The organism is Streptomyces sp. NPDC090108, from assembly GCF_044747185.1.
In the GTDB taxonomy this organism is placed as follows: domain Bacteria; phylum Actinomycetota; class Actinomycetes; order Streptomycetales; family Streptomycetaceae; genus Streptomyces.
On sequence record NZ_JBIVDQ010000004.1, the window covers coordinates 783,075 to 798,482 of the forward strand.

Here is a 15,408-nt window from a genome sequence, read left to right on the forward strand (position 1 = left end):
TCAGGCGTTCTCCTTGGCGGCCTCGCCCTGGAGGGCGATGGCGTACATCTCGTCGGCGTCGAGGCGCCGCAGCTCCTCGGCGATGAGTTCGGAGGTCTGGCGGACCTTCAGCGCGAGGGTGCGCGGCGGCTGGCCCGGCAGGGTCAGCGTGGCGAGCGGGCCCTCCGGCCGGTCGATGACGATCTCGCCGCCCGCGGTGCCCAGGCGGACGGCCGTGACGACCGGACCCTCGGTGACGACCCGGTCCACGGGCACATGCAGGCGGGCCTCCAGCCAGCGCGCGAGCAGCTCGGCGCTGGGGTTGTCCGCCTCGGCCTCCACGGCCGCCGACGTCACCTTGGCGCGGGCCTGGTCCAGCGCGGCGGCCAGCATCGAGCGCCACGGGGTCAGCCGGGTCCAGGCGAGGTCGGTGTCGCCGGGCGCGTAGTTGCGCCTGCGGGTCTCCAGGACCTCCAGCGGACGGTCGACCGCGTACAGGTCGGTGATCCGGCGCTGGGCGAGGGCGCCCAGGGGGTCCTTCGACGGCGACTCGGGGGCGTCCACCGGCCACCACACGACCACCGGGGCGTCGGGGAGCAGCAGCGGCAGCACGACCGAGCCGGCGTGGTCGGACACCTCGCCGTAGGTGCGCAGGATCACCGTCTCGCCGGTACCGGCCTCGGTGCCCACCCGGACCTCGGCGTCGAGCCGGGAGGTGGTGCGGTCGCGCAGGTTGCGCACGTGCCGCTTGATGACGACCAGGGTGCGCATCGGGTGCTCGTGCGACGCGTCCTCGGCCGCCTTGATGGCGTCGTAGGCGTTCTCCTCGTCCGTGACGATGACCATCGTCAGGACCATGCCCACAGCCGGGGTGCCGAGGGCGCGGCGGCCGTCCACCAGCGCCTTGTTGATCTTGCTTGCCGTGGTGTCGGTCAGGTCGATCTTCATGGCCTGCGCCAGCTCCGTCCGTCTCGTGCGAGCATCTCGTCGGCTTCCGCGGGACCCCAGCTGCCCGACGCGTACTGCGCCGGCTTGCCATGGCTGTCCCAGTACTCCTCGATCGGGTCGAGGATCTTCCAGGACTCCTCCACTTCCTGAAGGCGCGGGAACAGGTTGGCGTCGCCGAGGAGGACGTCCAGGATGAGCCGCTCGTAGGCCTCGGGGCTCGACTCCGTGAACGACTCGCCGTAGGCGAAGTCCATGGACACGTCCCGGATCTCCATCGAGGTGCCGGGGACCTTCGAGCCGAAGCGGACGGTCATGCCCTCGTCCGGCTGGACGCGGATGACGATCGCGTTCTGGCCCAGCTCCTCGGTGGCGGTGGAGTCGAACGGCGAGTGCGGGGCCCGCTTGAAGACCACCGCGATCTCGGTGACCCGGCGGCCGAGACGCTTGCCGGCGCGCAGGTAGAAGGGCACGCCCGCCCAGCGGCGGTTGTCGATGCCCAGCTTGATCGCGGCGAACGTGTCGGTCTTGGAGGCGGGGTCGATCCCGTCCTCCTCCAGGTAGCCGACGACCTTCTCGCCGCCCTGCCAGGCACCCGCGTACTGGCCGCGCACGGTGTGCTCGCCCAGGTTCTCCGGGAGCCGCACCGACTTCAGCACCTTGAGCTTCTCGGTGAGCAGCGACTCCGCGTCGAACGCGATCGGCTCCTCCATCGCGGTGAGCGCGAGCAGCTGGAGCAGGTGGTTCTGGATGACGTCACGGGCGGCGCCGATGCCGTCGTAGTACCCCGCGCGGCCGCCGATGCCGATGTCCTCGGCCATCGTGATCTGCACGTGGTCCACGTAGCTGCGGTTCCAGATGGGTTCGTACATCTGGTTGGCGAAGCGCAGCGCCAGGATGTTCTGGACGGTCTCCTTGCCGAGGTAGTGGTCGATCCGGAACACCTGGTCCGGCTCGAACACCTCGTGCACGACCTTGTTCAGCTCCTCGGCCGACTTCAGGTCGTGGCCGAACGGCTTCTCGATGACCGCGCGCCGCCAGGCGCCCTCCGGAGCGTCCGCCAGGTCGTGCTTCTTCAGCTGCTGCACGACCTTGGGGAAGAACTTCGGCGGCACCGAGAGGTAGAACGCGAAGTTGCCGCCGGTGCCCCGGGAGGCGTCCAGCTCGTCGACGGCCTGCTTCAGCTGGTCGAAGGCCTTGTCGTCGTCGAAGTCGCCGGGGATGAAGCGCATGCCCTCGGCGAGCTGCTGCCACACCTCCTCGCGGAACGGCGTACGGGCGTGCTCCTTGACCGCGTCGTGGACGACCTGGGCGAAGTCCTGGTCCTCCCACTCGCGGCGGGCGAAGCCCACCAGGGAGAAGCCCGGCGGCAGCAGGCCGCGGTTGGCCAGGTCGTACACGGCCGGCATGAGCTTCTTGCGGGACAGGTCACCGGTCACACCGAAGATGACCAGGCCAGACGGCCCCGCGATGCGGGGCAGCCGGCGGTCGCGGGCGTCGCGCAGCGGGTTGTCCCAGTCGGTCACCGCGGTGACCGGTACGCGCACCTCGGCGGCGGGGCCGGCCTCGGGCCCGGCCGCGGCGGCCCGGGCCTTCGAACCGGACCCGGCGGCGGGTGCCTTCGGCCCGGCCTCGGCGGGGGGCGCCTTCGGCTCGGCTGACTTGCTCGGCATTACGCGTCCACTCCCTTGCTCTTCAGGGACTCGGTCACGGCGTCCAGGAGCTCGATCCAGGCGGCCTCGAACTTGGCGACGGCCTCGTCCTCCAGCTGCTGGACGACCTGGTCGTAGGAGATGCCGAACGCCTCGACGGCGGCCAGGTCGGCGCGGGCCTGCTCGTAGCGGCCGGTCACCGTGTCGCCGGTGATGTCACCGTGGTCGGCGGTGGCCTTCAGGGTGCCCTCGGGCATCGTGTTGACCGTGCCGGGCGCGACCAGCTCGTCCACGTACAGGGTGTCCTTGTACGCCGGGTCCTTCACGCCGGTGGAGGCCCACAGCGGACGCTGCTTGTTGGCCTTGGTGCCGGCCAGGGCGGTCCAGCGGTCGGAGGCGAAGACCTGCTCGTAGGCCTCGTAGGCCAGACGGGCGTTGGCGAGGGCGGCGCGGCCCTTCAGGCCGAGGGCCTCGTCGGTGCCGATCGCGGCCAGGCGCTTGTCGATCTCGGAGTCCACGCGGGACACGAAGAACGACGCCACCGAGTGGATGACCGACAGGTCCAGGCCGCGCTCCTTGGCCTTCTCCAGACCGGCCAGGTAGGCGTCCATGACCTCGCGGTAGCGCTCCAGCGAGAAGATCAGGGTCACGTTGACGCTGATGCCGAGGCCGATGACCTCGGCGATCGCCGGCAGGCCCGCCTTGGTGGCCGGGATCTTGATCATGACGTTGGGGCGGTCGACCAGCCAGTTCAGCTGCTTGGCCTCGGCGACCGTCGCCACGGTGTCGTGGGCCAGACGGGGGTCGACCTCGATGGAGACCCGGCCGTCGCGGCCCTCGGAGGCGTCGTAGACCGGACGCAGGATGTCGCAGGCCGCCCGCACGTCGGCGGTGGTCATCATGCGCACGGCCTCGTCGACGGTGACGCCGCGCACCGCGAGGTCGGCCAGCTCCGCGTCGTAGCCCTCACCCGAGCCGATGGCGGCCTGGAAGATCGAGGGGTTGGTGGTGACGCCCACGACGCCGCCGTTGTCGACCAGCGCGGCCAGGCTGCCCGAGGTGATCCGCTTGCGCGACAGGTCGTCCAGCCAGACCGACACGCCCTCGTCGGCGAGACGCTTGAGGGCTCCGGGGGTGGCGATTGCTTCGGTCACAGTGCTCATCTTTCTTCGTCGCGTGTTTCTTTGTCGCGGTGGGATCAGGCGCGGGCGGCGGCGAGGGACTCGCGGGCGTTCGCCGCCACGTTCTCGGCGGTGAAGCCGTACTCGGTGAACAGGGTGCCGGCGGCCGCGGAGGCGCCGAAGTGCTCCAGGGAGACGATCCGGCCGGCGTCGCCGACGTACCGGTACCAGGTCAGGCCGATGCCGGCCTCGACGGCGACGCGCGCCTTCACGGCGGGCGGCAGGACGCTCTCGCGGTAGGCCTGCGTCTGCTCCTCGAACCACTCCACGGACGGCATGGACACCACGCGCGTGCCGACGCCCTCGGCCTCCAGGGTCTCCCGGGCGGCGACGGCGAGCTGCACCTCGGAGCCGGTCGCGATGATGATCACCTCCGGGACCTCGGTCGAGGAGTCGACGAGCACGTAGCCGCCCTTGGCCGCGTCCTCGTTGGGAGCGTACGTCGGCACGCCCTGACGGGTCAGCGCGAGACCGTGCGGTGCCGGGTCGGTGGCGTGCCTCTTCAGGATCTCGGCCCAGGCGATCGTGGTCTCGTTGGCGTCCGCCGGGCGGACGACGTTCAGGCCCGGGATGGCGCGCAGGGAGGCCAGGTGCTCGACCGGCTGGTGGGTCGGGCCGTCCTCGCCGAGGCCGATGGAGTCGTGCGTCCAGACGTAGGTGACGGGCAGCTGCATCAGGGCCGACATGCGGACGGCGTTGCGCATGTAGTCGGAGAACACCAGGAAGGTGCCGCCGTAGATGCGGGTGTTGCCGTGCAGGGCGATGCCGTTCATCTCCGCGGCCATCGAGAACTCGCGGATTCCGTAGTGGACCGTACGGCCGTACGGGTTCGCCTCGGGCAGCGGGTTGCCCTTCGGGAGGAAGGAGCTGGAGGCGTCGATGGTGGTGTTGTTGGAGCCGGCGAGGTCGGCGGAGCCGCCCCACAGCTCGGGCAGGACCGGGCCGAGCGCCTGGAGGACCTTGCCGGAGGCGGCGCGGGTGGCGACGGACGTGCCCTCGGCGAAGACCGGCAGGGCGTCCTGCCAGCCCTCGGGCAGCTCGCCCTTGCTGACACGGTCGAACAGGGCGGCGCGCTCGGGGGCGGCGGTACGCCACTCGGCGATCTTCTTGTCCCAGGCGGCGTGCGCCTCGGCGCCCCGGTCCAGGGCGCGGCGGGAGTGGGCGAGGACCTCGTCGGAGACCTCGAAGGACTGCTCCGGGTCGAAGCCGAGGATGCGCTTGGTGGCGGCGATCTCCTCGGCGCCGAGCGCGGAGCCGTGGGAGGCCTCGGTGTTCCGGGCGTTCGGGGCCGGCCAGGCGATGATCGTGCGCATGGCGATGATCGACGGGCGGCCGGTCTCCTCGCGGGCGGCCGTCAGGGCGGCGTGCAGGGCGGCGGCGTCGACATCGCCCTCGGCGGTGGGCTCGATGCGCTGGGTGTGCCAGCCGTAGGCCTCGTAGCGCTTCAGGACGTCCTCGGAGAACGCGGTCTCCGTGTCGCCCTCGATGGAGATGTGGTTGTCGTCGTAGAGGAAGACCAGGTTGCCGAGCTTCTGGTGGCCGGCGAGCGAGGAGGCCTCGGCGGAGACGCCCTCCTCCAGGTCGCCGTCGGAGACGATCGCCCAGATGGTGTGGTCGAAGGGGGAGGTGCCCTCGGGGGCCTCCGGGTCGAACAGACCGCGCTCGTAGCGGGCGGCCATGGCCATGCCGACCGCGTTGGCGGCACCCTGGCCCAGCGGGCCGGTGGTGGTCTCGACGCCGGCGGTGTGGCCGTACTCCGGGTGACCGGGGGTCCTGGAGCCCTGGGTGCGGAACGCCTTCAGGTCGTCCAGCTCCAGCTCGTACCCGGCCAGGAAGAGCTGGGTGTAGAGCGTCAGGGAGGTGTGGCCCGGGGACAGCACGAAGCGGTCACGGCCGGTCCACTCCGGGTCGGCCGGATCGTGACGCATCAACTTCTGAAAGATCATGTACGCGGCAGGTGCGAGGCTCATCGCGGTGCCCGGGTGGCCGTTGCCCACCTTCTGCACGGCGTCGGCCGCCAGAAGTCGGGCCGTGTCCACGGCTCGCCGGTCGAGATCGGTCCACTCGAAGCCGTCGTTGATCTGCGTGCTCATCTTCAGAAAGTCCTCGTTCAATGCGTGATCGCTGGTCGGACGCGTTCAAACTTAAAAGTCTGACTTTTTCGAGGGAAGGTCGAGATGTGTCAGCCTGTGGTGAATCTGGGACACCGATCGCACGATAGGAACGGCAAATCGAACATGGCGAACATGGCGGACAGAACGGAGCAAGCCGCGGAGCGCGGCCCGCGCGGTGACGGGATCAAGACCTTCCCCTTCCCGGCCGAGCTGGCCGTCGGCGGTGTCGGCATGCAGATCGGCCCCATGGGAGCCGGCCGCACCTGGCATGCTGATGCCCCGCTCGACCGCGTCCACCGCATCGACTTCCATGTCGTCCTGCTCTTCACCGGCGGCCCGGTACGGCACATGATCGACTTCGCCGAGTACGAGGCGTCGGCCGGCGACCTGCTGTGGATCCGCCCCGGGCAGGTGCACCGCTTCTCCCGGACCAGCGAGTACCGCGGCACCGTCCTGACCATGCAGCCCGGGTTCCTGCCGCGCGCCACCGTCGAGGCCACCGGCCTGTACCGCTACGACCTCCCGCCGCTGCTGCACCCCGGCCCGGCGCAGCTCACCGCGCTCGACGCCTCCCTCGACCAGCTGCGCCGCGAGTACGAGGACACCGACACCCTCCCGCTCAGCCTGCACGCGGCCGTCCTCCGGCACAGCCTCACCGCGTTCCTGCTGCGCCTCGCCCATCTCGCCGCGAGCTCGGCGGAGGCCTCCCGGCAGCAGGCGGACACCACCTTCACCCTCTTCCGGGACGCCGTCGAGCGGGGCTTCGCCACCAACCACAGCGTCAACGCCTACGCCGACGCGCTCGGTTACTCCCGCCGCACGCTGGTCCGTGCCGTGCGCGCGGCCACCGGCCAGACCCCCAAGGGCTTCATCGACAAGCGGGTGATCCTGGAGGCCAAGCGGCTGCTGGCCCACACGGACATGCCGATCGGCCGGGTGGGCGCCGCCATCGGCTTCCCCGACGCGGCGAACTTCTCCAAGTTCTTCCACCTGCACACCGGCCTCACCCCCGTGTCCTTCCGGGCCGAACTGCGCTAGCGGAGACATCCCCAGGGCGCCGCCCCGCCCCGGGGGCGTCCGGGTGGGGGCGGGGCGGGCGCGCCGGTCCGCTCCGGGGGCGTCAGGTCACGATCAGGTCTCTCCTGCCGCGTGAAGGCAACTTCGCGACTCCTTCACGAGTCACGCACACGCAAGGCACAGCACCACCCCAGGGGGGACCATGAACCAGCCGGAACGTCCGATGCCCGGAGACCGGACGGCACGGAAGCCGTACCGCACCTTCCGCACGACCGGGAAGAAGTGGCTCCAGGGCCTCGGAGCCGGCGCCCTGATGTGCGCGCTCGTCACCGGATGCGGCAGCTCCGACGATGCGTCACCGGCGAAGCCCACGCCCACGGTGACCGTCACCGCGACCGTCACGGCCACCCCGGCCGCGATGACCAGCCAGGTCGACAAGGTCCTCGGCGCGGCGACCGGCGCGGCCGAGCGGCACGGATACCGGGTCTCGGCGCACGACGCCAGCGACAAGGACGCCGCCCCGGGCGACGACTGGAAGGTCTGCTTCGAGAAGGTCACCTTCGCGGCCGTCGACTACGGCGCCGTGGCCGCCGACGCGCCCTGCCCCCGGACGGACGGGCGGCCGATCCCGTGGCCGCCGATGCCGCGGGCCGTGGGCGGCACCTACGCCCACGCCGTCGACGCCGTCGGCAAGGTGACGTCGGGTGAGATCACGGTCAAGGCCTCCTACAAGGACGAGGACGTCGACGACTCCTCCTCCACCGACGGCACCTACGACGACTGGAAGGTGTGCTTCCAGTCGCCCTCGGCCGGGACCCGGGTCGTCGGCGACCGCGACGTGACCCTGTGGCTGACCGAGGACGGCTGCCCGGCGGCCACGGGCACCTACAAGGACAGGACGAACGACCCCGACTACACCCCGCCGGCGCAGGCGGACGCGGGCTCCGGCGGCACGTCCGGCGGATCGTCCGCCGGTTCCTCCGGCACGGGCGGCGGTGCGGGCACGACCTGCGAGATCGTCTCCAACGCCGGGAACTGCTACGACGCGGGCCAGTTCTGCCGCAACAGCGACGTCGGCAGCTCCACCCACGCCGCCAACGGCCGGATGATCTACTGCCGCGACGAGGGCAGCCGCAACCGCTGGAACTACTGACCGGCGCGCGGGCGGGGCGCCACCCGATCCGCAGGTGACGCCCCGCCCCGGCCGCGTGCGCGGTCAGTGGCCGAAGTCGAACCAGTTCAGGTTGACGAAGTCGGCCGGCTGGCCGCTGCTGAACGTCAGATACACGTCATGGGTGCCGGTCACCGACGAGATGTTCGCCGGGACCGTGCGCCAGGACTGCCAGCCGCCGGTGTTGCCCACCGCGAAGCTGCCGACGGGGGCGTTGGACCGGCTGTCCAGACGCACCTCGACCAGCCCGCTCACCCCGGCCGCCGCCCCGCTCGCCACCCGGGCGTTGAACTGGGTGGCCGCCGTCGAGCCGAAGGCGACACCCTTGTAGAGTGCCCAGTCGCCGTTCGCGATGAAGGCGACGTCCTGGCCGCCGCCGGTGTCGGTGGTGGTCTCGGCGCCCACGCCGGACTGGCTGTCGTAGGACTCCGCCTGGACCGGGCTGTACGCGTCACGGTTGCCCGGGGGCGGGGTGGTGCCGCCACCGCCGCCGGACGACTGGAGCACCTGCACGTAGTCCACGGTCATCGGGTGGTTGGGCTCGGTCCCGCTGTCGGGGCCGCCCCCGAACGCGCCCGGGAAGCCGCCGCCCATCGCCACGTTGAGGATCACGAAGTAACCGTGGTTGGTGGCGTTGGCCCAGGTCGTCGCGTCCACCTGGTTGGCGCGCACGGTGTGGAAGTCGACACCGTCGACGTAGAAGCGGATCTCCTCGGGGCTGGTCGAGCGGTCCCACTCCATCGCGTAGGTGTGGAAGCCCGACTGGCAGGTGGTGTTGGGACAGGCCCTGGAGTTGCCGATGCCGGTGGTCTCGTTGCACGGCCCGCCCGGGTTGGTGCCGCAGTGCACCGTGGCCCAGTCGTTGTTCAGGCCCTGGACGTTCTCCATGATGTCCAGCTCGCCGATGCTCGGCCAGTTCCAGTAGTTGCCGCGGAACGGGGAGCCCAGCGCCCAGAACGCCGGCCAGTACCCCTTCGCGGCCGCGCCGGTCACGTTGGGCATCTGGATCCGGGCCTCGACGCGCAGCTTGCCGCCGGCCGCCGGCTGGAAGTCGGTGCGGTTGGTCTCGATGCGGCCCGAGGTCCAGTTGCCGGAGGCGTCGCGGCGCGGGGTGATGAGCAGGTTGCCGTTGCCGTCGAGCCCGACGTTGCTGGTGCTGGTGGTCATCGTCTCGACCTCGCCGGTGCCCCAGTTCGCGGCGCCACCGGGGTACGAGGTCCCGGTGTCGTACCGCCAGTTCGACGTGTTGACGCCGGAGCCGGCCGCGCCGTTGAAGTCGTCCAGGAACACCTGGGTCCAGCCGGTGGGGGGAGTGGGCGCCGAGGCGTCGGCGGGGAGGGTGCCGGCGGTGGCGGCGGCCGCCGCGAGGGCGAGGGTGCCGAAAACGGCGACGAGGGCCCGGCGGAGCGGACGCCGCCGTCCGGCCGACGGGACGCCGTCCGTGCGCGGACGTCTGCCGTCCGGGTGCGGGGTACCGGAGGTTTCACTCATGGGGGTGCCTCTCGGGTGCGGGATGAGACGCGCGAAGAGTTCTGAGAGCGCTCTCAGGGTGCGGCCAATGTGCTCCTCGGCCCTGGGGTCGTCAAGAGTTGGAACAGTGAAAGTCCTTCTGTCGTACGGGAGTTCATGCTCTGAAGCCGACCCTGTGACGCGGTGCCGCGCCGGGCGCCGCGGGCCCACCGGATCGGGCAGGCGTCCTCTTGGGCCTGGGCGGGTGGCAGAGTGGTGCCGCTCGTGGGGTCCGCGAGGGCCGCGCGGCCCGGGCGGATCCCCGGGCACGGGCAGGGCGATGGTCGCGGCGGGAAGGGTGCGGACGTGAGGCTGACGATTCTGGGCGGTGGCGGGTTCCGGGTGCCGCTGGTGTACGGCGCCCTGCTGAACGACCGTGCCGAGGGCCGGGTGACCGAGGTCGTGCTGCACGACCTGGACGCCGGCCGGCTGCGGGCCGTCGGCCGCGTACTGGCGGAACAGGCGGCCGGGGTCCCGGACGCGCCCGTGGTGCGGGCCACCACCGACCTCGACGAGGCCCTGCGCGGGGCCGACTTCGTCTTCTCGGCGATCCGGGTCGGCGGCCTGCGCGGACGCGCCGAGGACGAGCGGGTGGCCCTCGCCGAGGGGGTCCTCGGACAGGAGACGGTCGGCGCCGGCGGCATCGCCTACGGCCTGCGCACCGTGCCCGTCGCCACCGAACTGGCCCGGCGCGTGGCCCGGCTCGCCCCGGACGCCTGGGTCATCAACTTCACCAACCCCGCCGGACTGGTCACCGAGGCCATGTCCCGCCACCTCGGCGACCGGGTCATCGGCATCTGCGACTCGCCGGTCGGCCTCGGCCGCCGTGTCGCCCGCGCCCTCGGCGCCGACCCCCGCGAGGCCTTCGTCGACTACGTCGGCCTCAACCACCTCGGCTGGGTGCGCGGTCTGCGGATCGCCGGGCGCGACGAACTCCCGCGGCTGCTCGCCGACCCGGCCCTGCTCGGCTCCTTCGAGGAGGGCCGCCTCTTCGGCACCGACTGGCTCCGGTCGCTCGGCGCGATCCCCAACGAGTACCTGCACTACTACTACTTCAACCGCGAGGCCGTCCGCTCCTACCAGGAGGCCGAGCGGACCCGCGGCGCCTTCCTGCACGACCAGCAGGCCCGGTTCTACGACGAGGCGGCCGATCCCGCCGCCTCCGCGCTGCGGGCCTGGGACCGCACCCGCGCCGAGCGCGAGGCGACGTACATGGCGGAGAACCGGGAGAGCGCGGGCGCCGGAGACCGCGAGGAGGACGACCTGTCCGGCGGCTACGAGAAGGTCGCCCTCGCGCTGATGCGGGCCATCGCCCGCGACGAGCGCACCACGCTGATCCTCAACGTCCGCAACCGCTCCACGCTCGCCGCCCTCGACGCCGAGGCGGTCGTCGAGGTCCCCTGCCTGGTCGACGCGAGTGGTGCCCATCCGCTCGCCGCCGACCCGCTGCCCGGACACGCCACCGGACTGGTCTGCTCGGTCAAGGCCGTGGAGCGGGAGGTGCTCGCCGCCGCCGGGTCGGGCTCCCGGGAGAGCGCGGTGAAGGCGTTCGCGCTGCACCCGCTGGTCGACTCGGTCTCCGTCGCCCGCAGGCTGGTCGAGGGCTACACCGCGGTCCATCCGGGCCTCGCCTACCTCAAGTAGTCCTTGGGGTGAGCCCGTCGGCTCCGGCCCGCGGCGCAGCGCGGAGGGCCGCTCCGACGAGCGGCCCTCCGATGACTGCCTTCCCGGTCCGGCCCGCCGGGCCGGACCGGCGGGACCTCAGCCGGTGAAGCCGGCCGTGATGGAGGTGAACTGCCAGGTGCTCTGGCTGATGCCGGAGCAGTTGCTCACCACGCCGCCCCCGGGGCAGGACCGGTCGCGGTTGACCGCCCAGTAGGCGAGGCGGGCGATGTGGTGGGAGTTGGCCCAGTCACGGATCGAGGTCCAGATGGCCGGGGTCGTGTTCTCCTGCTGGTCGGACAGGCCGTTCATGCCCGAGATGCCCATGTGGGCGTAGGCGGTGGCGTCGTCCCAGCCGAAGGTCGACTTCAGCTTGGCCTTCAGGCCCTCCGCCGCGTTCACGGTGCTGCCGTACATGTCGGAGCCGCCGCCGAAGTCGAACGGCATGATGGTGAAGACGTCGATGCCCGCGCCGAGGGACTGGGCCTGCTCGATCAGCCGGTTGCCGTAGTAGGTCGGGCCGGTGGTCGAGGTGCCGAAGGTGACGATGGTCTTCAGGCCGGGGTTGTTGGCCTTGACCGTCTTCAGCGCGGTGAGGATCTTCGCCTGCACGGCCTCGTTCTCGAACTCGTCCGTGTTCTCGATGTCCATGTCGATCGCCTTGAGCGAGTAGGCGTCGATCACCTTCTGCAGGGCTCCGGCGAGGGCGCTCGCGGAGGAGCAGTTGGCGCCGAGCTTGCTGCCCTGCCAGCCGCCGAAGGACGGGACGACGTCACCGCCCGCCGAGCGGATCTGGTTGATGGCGTTCTGGTCCGCGCCGCCGGCCAGCGGACGGCTCCCGTCCCAGGCGGGGTTGCAGCCGCCGGAGTCGAGCATGAACGCCATCGTGAACCACTTGACGCCGGTCGCGCTCATCACCGTCGTCGGGTTCGGCGGGTCGCCCCAGCCTTCGTACAGGTACGGCGCCGCCTGCTTGAACCCGGTGCCGCCGCCGGTGCCCGCGTTCGTCGTGACGGACACGGAGTTGGAGGCCGCGGAGGTGTTCCCGGCCGCGTCCCGGGCCTTCACGCTGAAGGTGTACGCCGTGCTGGGGGACAGCCCGCCGACCGTGGCGGAGGTGCCCGAGACGGTCAGCACCTGGTTCGACCCGGCGTAGACGTCGTACGCCGTCACGCCCACGTTGTCCGAGGAGGCGTTCCACGACAGGGACACGGTGGAGGAGGTCTTGCCGGTCGAGGTGAGTCCGCCGGGCGCGGTCGGCGCCTGGGTGTCACCGCCGCCCCCGCCGCCCGGACCGTCCAGGCTGATGTCGTCGGCGGTGTAGGCGCCCTGCGCGTACCAGCCGTGCACGTAGACGGTGGCGCTGGTCTGGGAGGCGCCGGTGGTGAAGGAGACGCTGAGCTGACTGTACGCGGACGGGGACGTCGTCCAGGTGGACGCTCCGCCGTTCACGCCGAGGTACACGTACGAGCCGCGTACCCAGCCGCTCAGCGTGTACGTCGTGTTCGGCTGCACGGACACGGTCTGGCTGCACTGCGCGTTGTCGCTGTCGGTGACCGCGCCCTGGAGGGCCCTGGAGCCGGAGTGCACGGGCGAGGAGACGACCGAGCCGAGATTGCCGGTGCAGGACCAGGGGGACGTACTGCCCGACTCGAAGCCGGGGTTGGCCAGGACGTTGGCGGCCTGGGCGGTGCCCGGCAGCGCGACGGCCCCGCCGAGCGCGAGAGCGGCCGTGCCGATCAGGGCGAGGATCCGGCGTCTGGGACGCCCGAGGATGTGGCGCACGCGATCTCCCTGTGGGGGTGGAGGTGGTGGGGGAGTGCGGTGACGGTGCGCCCCTTAAGTTGGTATGGACCAATCCAACTGTCAAGAAGATGCGCGGAATTGGTCCATACCGGGGGGAGGATCACCCCTCCGGCGCGACGGGTGCGGGCGCGGCCGCGGGGCCGGCGGGCCAGTCGAGGGTGCCGTCGGCCAGGTCGGCCACGACCGAGCGCAGCCATCGCTCCTCGGCCGTCGTGACGGCGCGCAGGTACTCGAGTTCGAGGACGGACACCCGGGGGAGGCCGTCCGCGGCCCCGGCGGCCAGTGCGGTGTCGAGGGCGGCGCCCGTCTCCGCCACCCGCTCCAGCCGCTTCTCCAGGATCTCCCGCGCCTCGGCCGGCGCGAGCATGAGCACGTAGGACAGCGCCGCGGGGAACTCCGGGAACTCCTGCCGGGGTTCGGCGAGCATCCGCTCCAGCCACTCCCTGGTGACGGCCCGGCCCGGCGCGGTGATCTCGTAGACGGTCCGCTCGGGGTACTGCTGGTCGCGCTCGGTGTGGCGGACCGCGATCAGGCCGGCCGCCCGCAGGCGCTCGATCGTGCGGTAGAGCCCGGCGCGCTGGCCCACGTTGACCACCTGGTCCTTGCCCCACTGCCGGATCAGCCGCTGGATGCCGTACGGGTGCAGGGGCTCCTGGTGCAGCAGGGACAGGACGGTCAGAGCGAGCGGGGAACTGCGTACGGGGCTGGTCATGGCGCCGATCGTATCCGCGGGGAAACTAGTTGACCAGATACTAGTTCCACTGCAACTATCAGACGGTCGAACCGACTTGAGGAGGGGCCATGGGCAAGGTCAGGACGGCGACGGTCATCGGGGGCGGGATCGCCGGACCCGTCACCGCGCTCGCGCTGCGCAGGGCCGGGATCGAGGCGACCGTCCACGAGGCCTACCCGGCCGCGGCGGACGACACCGGCGCGCTGCTCAGCCTCGCGCCCAACGGGATCGACGCGCTGCGGACCGTGGGCGCCGACAAGGCCGTGGAAGCCGTCGGGCAGCCGGTGCCCGGAGTGGTGATGGCCGACGGCGACGGCCGCCGCCTCGCCGACTTCCACGGCTTCCCCGGCCTGCCCGCCACCCGGGCGATGGCGCGCGCCGACCTGTTCCGGGCCCTCGCCGGCCACGCGCGAGCAGCGGGCGTCCGCATCGAACACGGCCGACGGCTCGTGAGCGCGGAACAGGACGAGCACGGCGTCACCGCCACGTTCGCCGACGGCACGACCGCCACGGCCGACATCCTCGTCGGCGCCGACGGCATCCGCTCCACCGTCCGCACCCTGATCGACCCGCACGCGCCCGGCCCCGAGTACGGCGGCGTGCTCAGCTTCGGCGGCCGCGCCCGCGGCAGCGGCGTGAAGGCCGAACCGGGCACCATGTACTTCGCCTTCGGCCGCGCCTTCATCGGCTACTGGGGTCTGCCCGACGGCGGCGTCGCCTGGTTCGCCGGGCTGCCCAGCCCCCGGCCGGCCACCTCGGCGCAGGTCAGGGACGTTCCCGCGGCCCGATGGCTCGAACGGCTCGCGGAGCTGTACGCCGGGCACACCCCCGGCCGGGACCTCGTCGCGCACACCGCGCCCGGCGACCTGATCGCGGTCGGCCCGATGGAGCGCATGCCGTCCGTTCCGCACTGGCACCGCGGACGCATGGTCCTCGTCGGCGACGCGGCGCACGCCCCGTCCTCCAGCTCGGGGCAGGGCGCCTCACTGGCCGCCGAGAGCGCCGTCGAACTGGCCCGCTGCCTGCGCGACCTGCCCACGCCGGAAGCCGCGTTCACCGCGTACGAGGGGCTGCGCCGCGCGCGCGTCGAGATGATCGGCTCGGACGCCGCCGCGAAGAACAGGGCGAAGGCCGGGCAGGCGGGGGCGGCGCCGGCACTGCCCGCCCCGGAGCAGATGTTCGCCCCCGTCCACCGTCACCACATCGACTGGGACGAGCCCGTCAAGGGGTGAACGGCCGCGCCCCGAGGAAGGATGCCGGCCGCAGGAGGGGGGCGGCCGGCATCCTTCCCCGGGGCGGTGGGGCGGTGGGGCGGTGGGGCGGTGGGGCGGTGGGGCGGTGGGGCGGTGGGGCGGTGGGGCGGTGGGGCTGTGGGGCTGTGGGGCGGTGGGGCGGTGGGGCTGTGGGGCGGGTGCGGCGGCGGGCCGCTCCGGCACTCCGGGGCCCGGGGGGCAGGGAGCGGCAGGTACCCGCGCGCCTCCCGCCCCCGGAACGGAAGGTCCCCCCGCCGCTGCGGAGCGAAAGCCCCCGCCCCGAGCGCCACGCCCCCTAGGGGGCGTCTCCCCGATCTTCGTGGGTCCGCGACGCCCGGCACGGCACCTCGCCGCACGGCCGAACCGCCCACGTACGCCCAGTACGA

11 protein-coding genes are annotated in these 15,408 nt (G+C 72.2%); 4 read left to right on the plus strand and 7 right to left on the minus strand.

Features of this window, described 5'->3' with window-relative positions; genetic code table 11:
• The 4 genes from opcA to tkt are packed head-to-tail and all read right to left on the minus strand — an operon-like array spanning nucleotide 1 to nucleotide 5,850.
• Nucleotides 1–927, minus strand: coding sequence for a glucose-6-phosphate dehydrogenase assembly protein OpcA (gene opcA / locus ACIPRD_RS18265; protein ID WP_356399295.1), 927 nt, complete (start codon nucleotides 925–927; stop codon nucleotides 1–3).
• Nucleotides 924–2,597 (minus strand): glucose-6-phosphate dehydrogenase, encoded by a 1,674-nt coding sequence (gene zwf, locus ACIPRD_RS18270; RefSeq protein WP_401564143.1) that lies wholly within the window; start codon nucleotides 2,595–2,597, stop codon nucleotides 924–926. Before zwf ends, opcA begins: the two co-directional genes overlap by 4 nt.
• Nucleotides 2,597–3,739 carry a transaldolase gene (tal, locus tag ACIPRD_RS18275; protein WP_401564145.1) on the minus strand — a complete coding sequence of 381 codons (1,143 nt, stop codon included), beginning with the start codon at nucleotides 3,737–3,739 and terminating at the stop codon, nucleotides 2,597–2,599. The genes zwf and tal overlap by 1 nt, the downstream gene beginning before the upstream one ends.
• Nucleotides 3,740–3,774: 35 nt before the next feature.
• Complete coding sequence (gene tkt, locus ACIPRD_RS18280) at nucleotides 3,775–5,850, minus strand: transketolase (protein WP_356399289.1); 2,076 nt, start codon at nucleotides 5,848–5,850, stop codon at nucleotides 3,775–3,777.
• A gap of 153 nt (nucleotides 5,851–6,003) precedes the next feature.
• Between tkt and ACIPRD_RS18285 the strand changes: the two genes are divergently transcribed.
• Complete coding sequence (locus ACIPRD_RS18285) at nucleotides 6,004–6,909, plus strand: AraC family transcriptional regulator (RefSeq protein WP_356399287.1); 906 nt, start codon at nucleotides 6,004–6,006, stop codon at nucleotides 6,907–6,909.
• A 181-nt stretch (nucleotides 6,910–7,090) separates the two neighbouring features.
• Nucleotides 7,091–8,041, plus strand: coding sequence for a hypothetical protein (locus tag ACIPRD_RS18290; RefSeq protein ID WP_401564148.1), 951 nt, complete (start codon nucleotides 7,091–7,093; stop codon nucleotides 8,039–8,041).
• Between the two features lie 63 nt (nucleotides 8,042–8,104).
• On the opposite strand, the gene ACIPRD_RS18295 is transcribed toward ACIPRD_RS18290, so the two are convergent.
• Nucleotides 8,105–9,550 carry a glycoside hydrolase family 16 protein gene (locus ACIPRD_RS18295; protein ID WP_401564151.1) on the minus strand — a complete coding sequence of 482 codons (1,446 nt, stop codon included), beginning with the start codon at nucleotides 9,548–9,550 and terminating at the stop codon, nucleotides 8,105–8,107.
• A 324-nt stretch (nucleotides 9,551–9,874) separates the two neighbouring features.
• On the opposite strand from ACIPRD_RS18295, the gene ACIPRD_RS18300 reads away from it, so the two are divergent.
• The gene (locus ACIPRD_RS18300) at nucleotides 9,875–11,212 is read left to right on the plus strand and encodes a 6-phospho-beta-glucosidase (protein ID WP_356399282.1); all 1,338 of its coding nucleotides are present in this window, start codon (nucleotides 9,875–9,877) and stop codon (nucleotides 11,210–11,212) included.
• A gap of 117 nt (nucleotides 11,213–11,329) precedes the next feature.
• Here the strand turns inward: ACIPRD_RS18300 and ACIPRD_RS18305 are convergent, their stop codons facing one another.
• Both ACIPRD_RS18305 and ACIPRD_RS18310 read right to left on the minus strand, forming a co-directional pair.
• The gene (locus ACIPRD_RS18305; protein WP_356399280.1) at nucleotides 11,330–13,015 is read right to left on the minus strand and encodes a carbohydrate binding domain-containing protein; all 1,686 of its coding nucleotides are present in this window, start codon (nucleotides 13,013–13,015) and stop codon (nucleotides 11,330–11,332) included.
• Between the two features lie 121 nt (nucleotides 13,016–13,136).
• Complete coding sequence (locus ACIPRD_RS18310; protein WP_401564154.1) at nucleotides 13,137–13,748, minus strand: PadR family transcriptional regulator; 612 nt, start codon at nucleotides 13,746–13,748, stop codon at nucleotides 13,137–13,139.
• A gap of 89 nt (nucleotides 13,749–13,837) precedes the next feature.
• Here ACIPRD_RS18310 and ACIPRD_RS18315 point away from each other — a divergent pair, with 89 nt between their 5' ends.
• Nucleotides 13,838–15,001, plus strand: coding sequence for an FAD-dependent monooxygenase (locus ACIPRD_RS18315; RefSeq protein ID WP_401564157.1), 1,164 nt, complete (start codon nucleotides 13,838–13,840; stop codon nucleotides 14,999–15,001).
• Nucleotides 15,002–15,408 lie beyond the last annotated feature (407 nt).

Coding starts and splice junctions, on each gene's coding strand:
- opcA (WP_356399295.1), bottom strand. CDS start 927: ATGAAGATCGACCTGACCGACACCACGGCAAGCAAGATCAACAAGGCG.
- zwf (WP_401564143.1), bottom strand. CDS start 2,597: ATGCCGAGCAAGTCAGCCGAGCCGAAGGCGCCCCCCGCCGAGGCCGGG.
- tal (WP_401564145.1), bottom strand. CDS start 3,739: ATGAGCACTGTGACCGAAGCAATCGCCACCCCCGGAGCCCTCAAGCGT.
- tkt (WP_356399289.1), bottom strand. CDS start 5,850: ATGAGCACGCAGATCAACGACGGCTTCGAGTGGACCGATCTCGACCGG.
- ACIPRD_RS18285 (WP_356399287.1), top strand. CDS start 6,004: ATGGCGGACAGAACGGAGCAAGCCGCGGAGCGCGGCCCGCGCGGTGAC.
- ACIPRD_RS18290 (WP_401564148.1), top strand. CDS start 7,091: ATGAACCAGCCGGAACGTCCGATGCCCGGAGACCGGACGGCACGGAAG.
- ACIPRD_RS18295 (WP_401564151.1), bottom strand. CDS start 9,550: ATGAGTGAAACCTCCGGTACCCCGCACCCGGACGGCAGACGTCCGCGC.
- ACIPRD_RS18310 (WP_401564154.1), bottom strand. CDS start 13,748: ATGACCAGCCCCGTACGCAGTTCCCCGCTCGCTCTGACCGTCCTGTCC.
- ACIPRD_RS18315 (WP_401564157.1), top strand. CDS start 13,838: ATGGGCAAGGTCAGGACGGCGACGGTCATCGGGGGCGGGATCGCCGGA.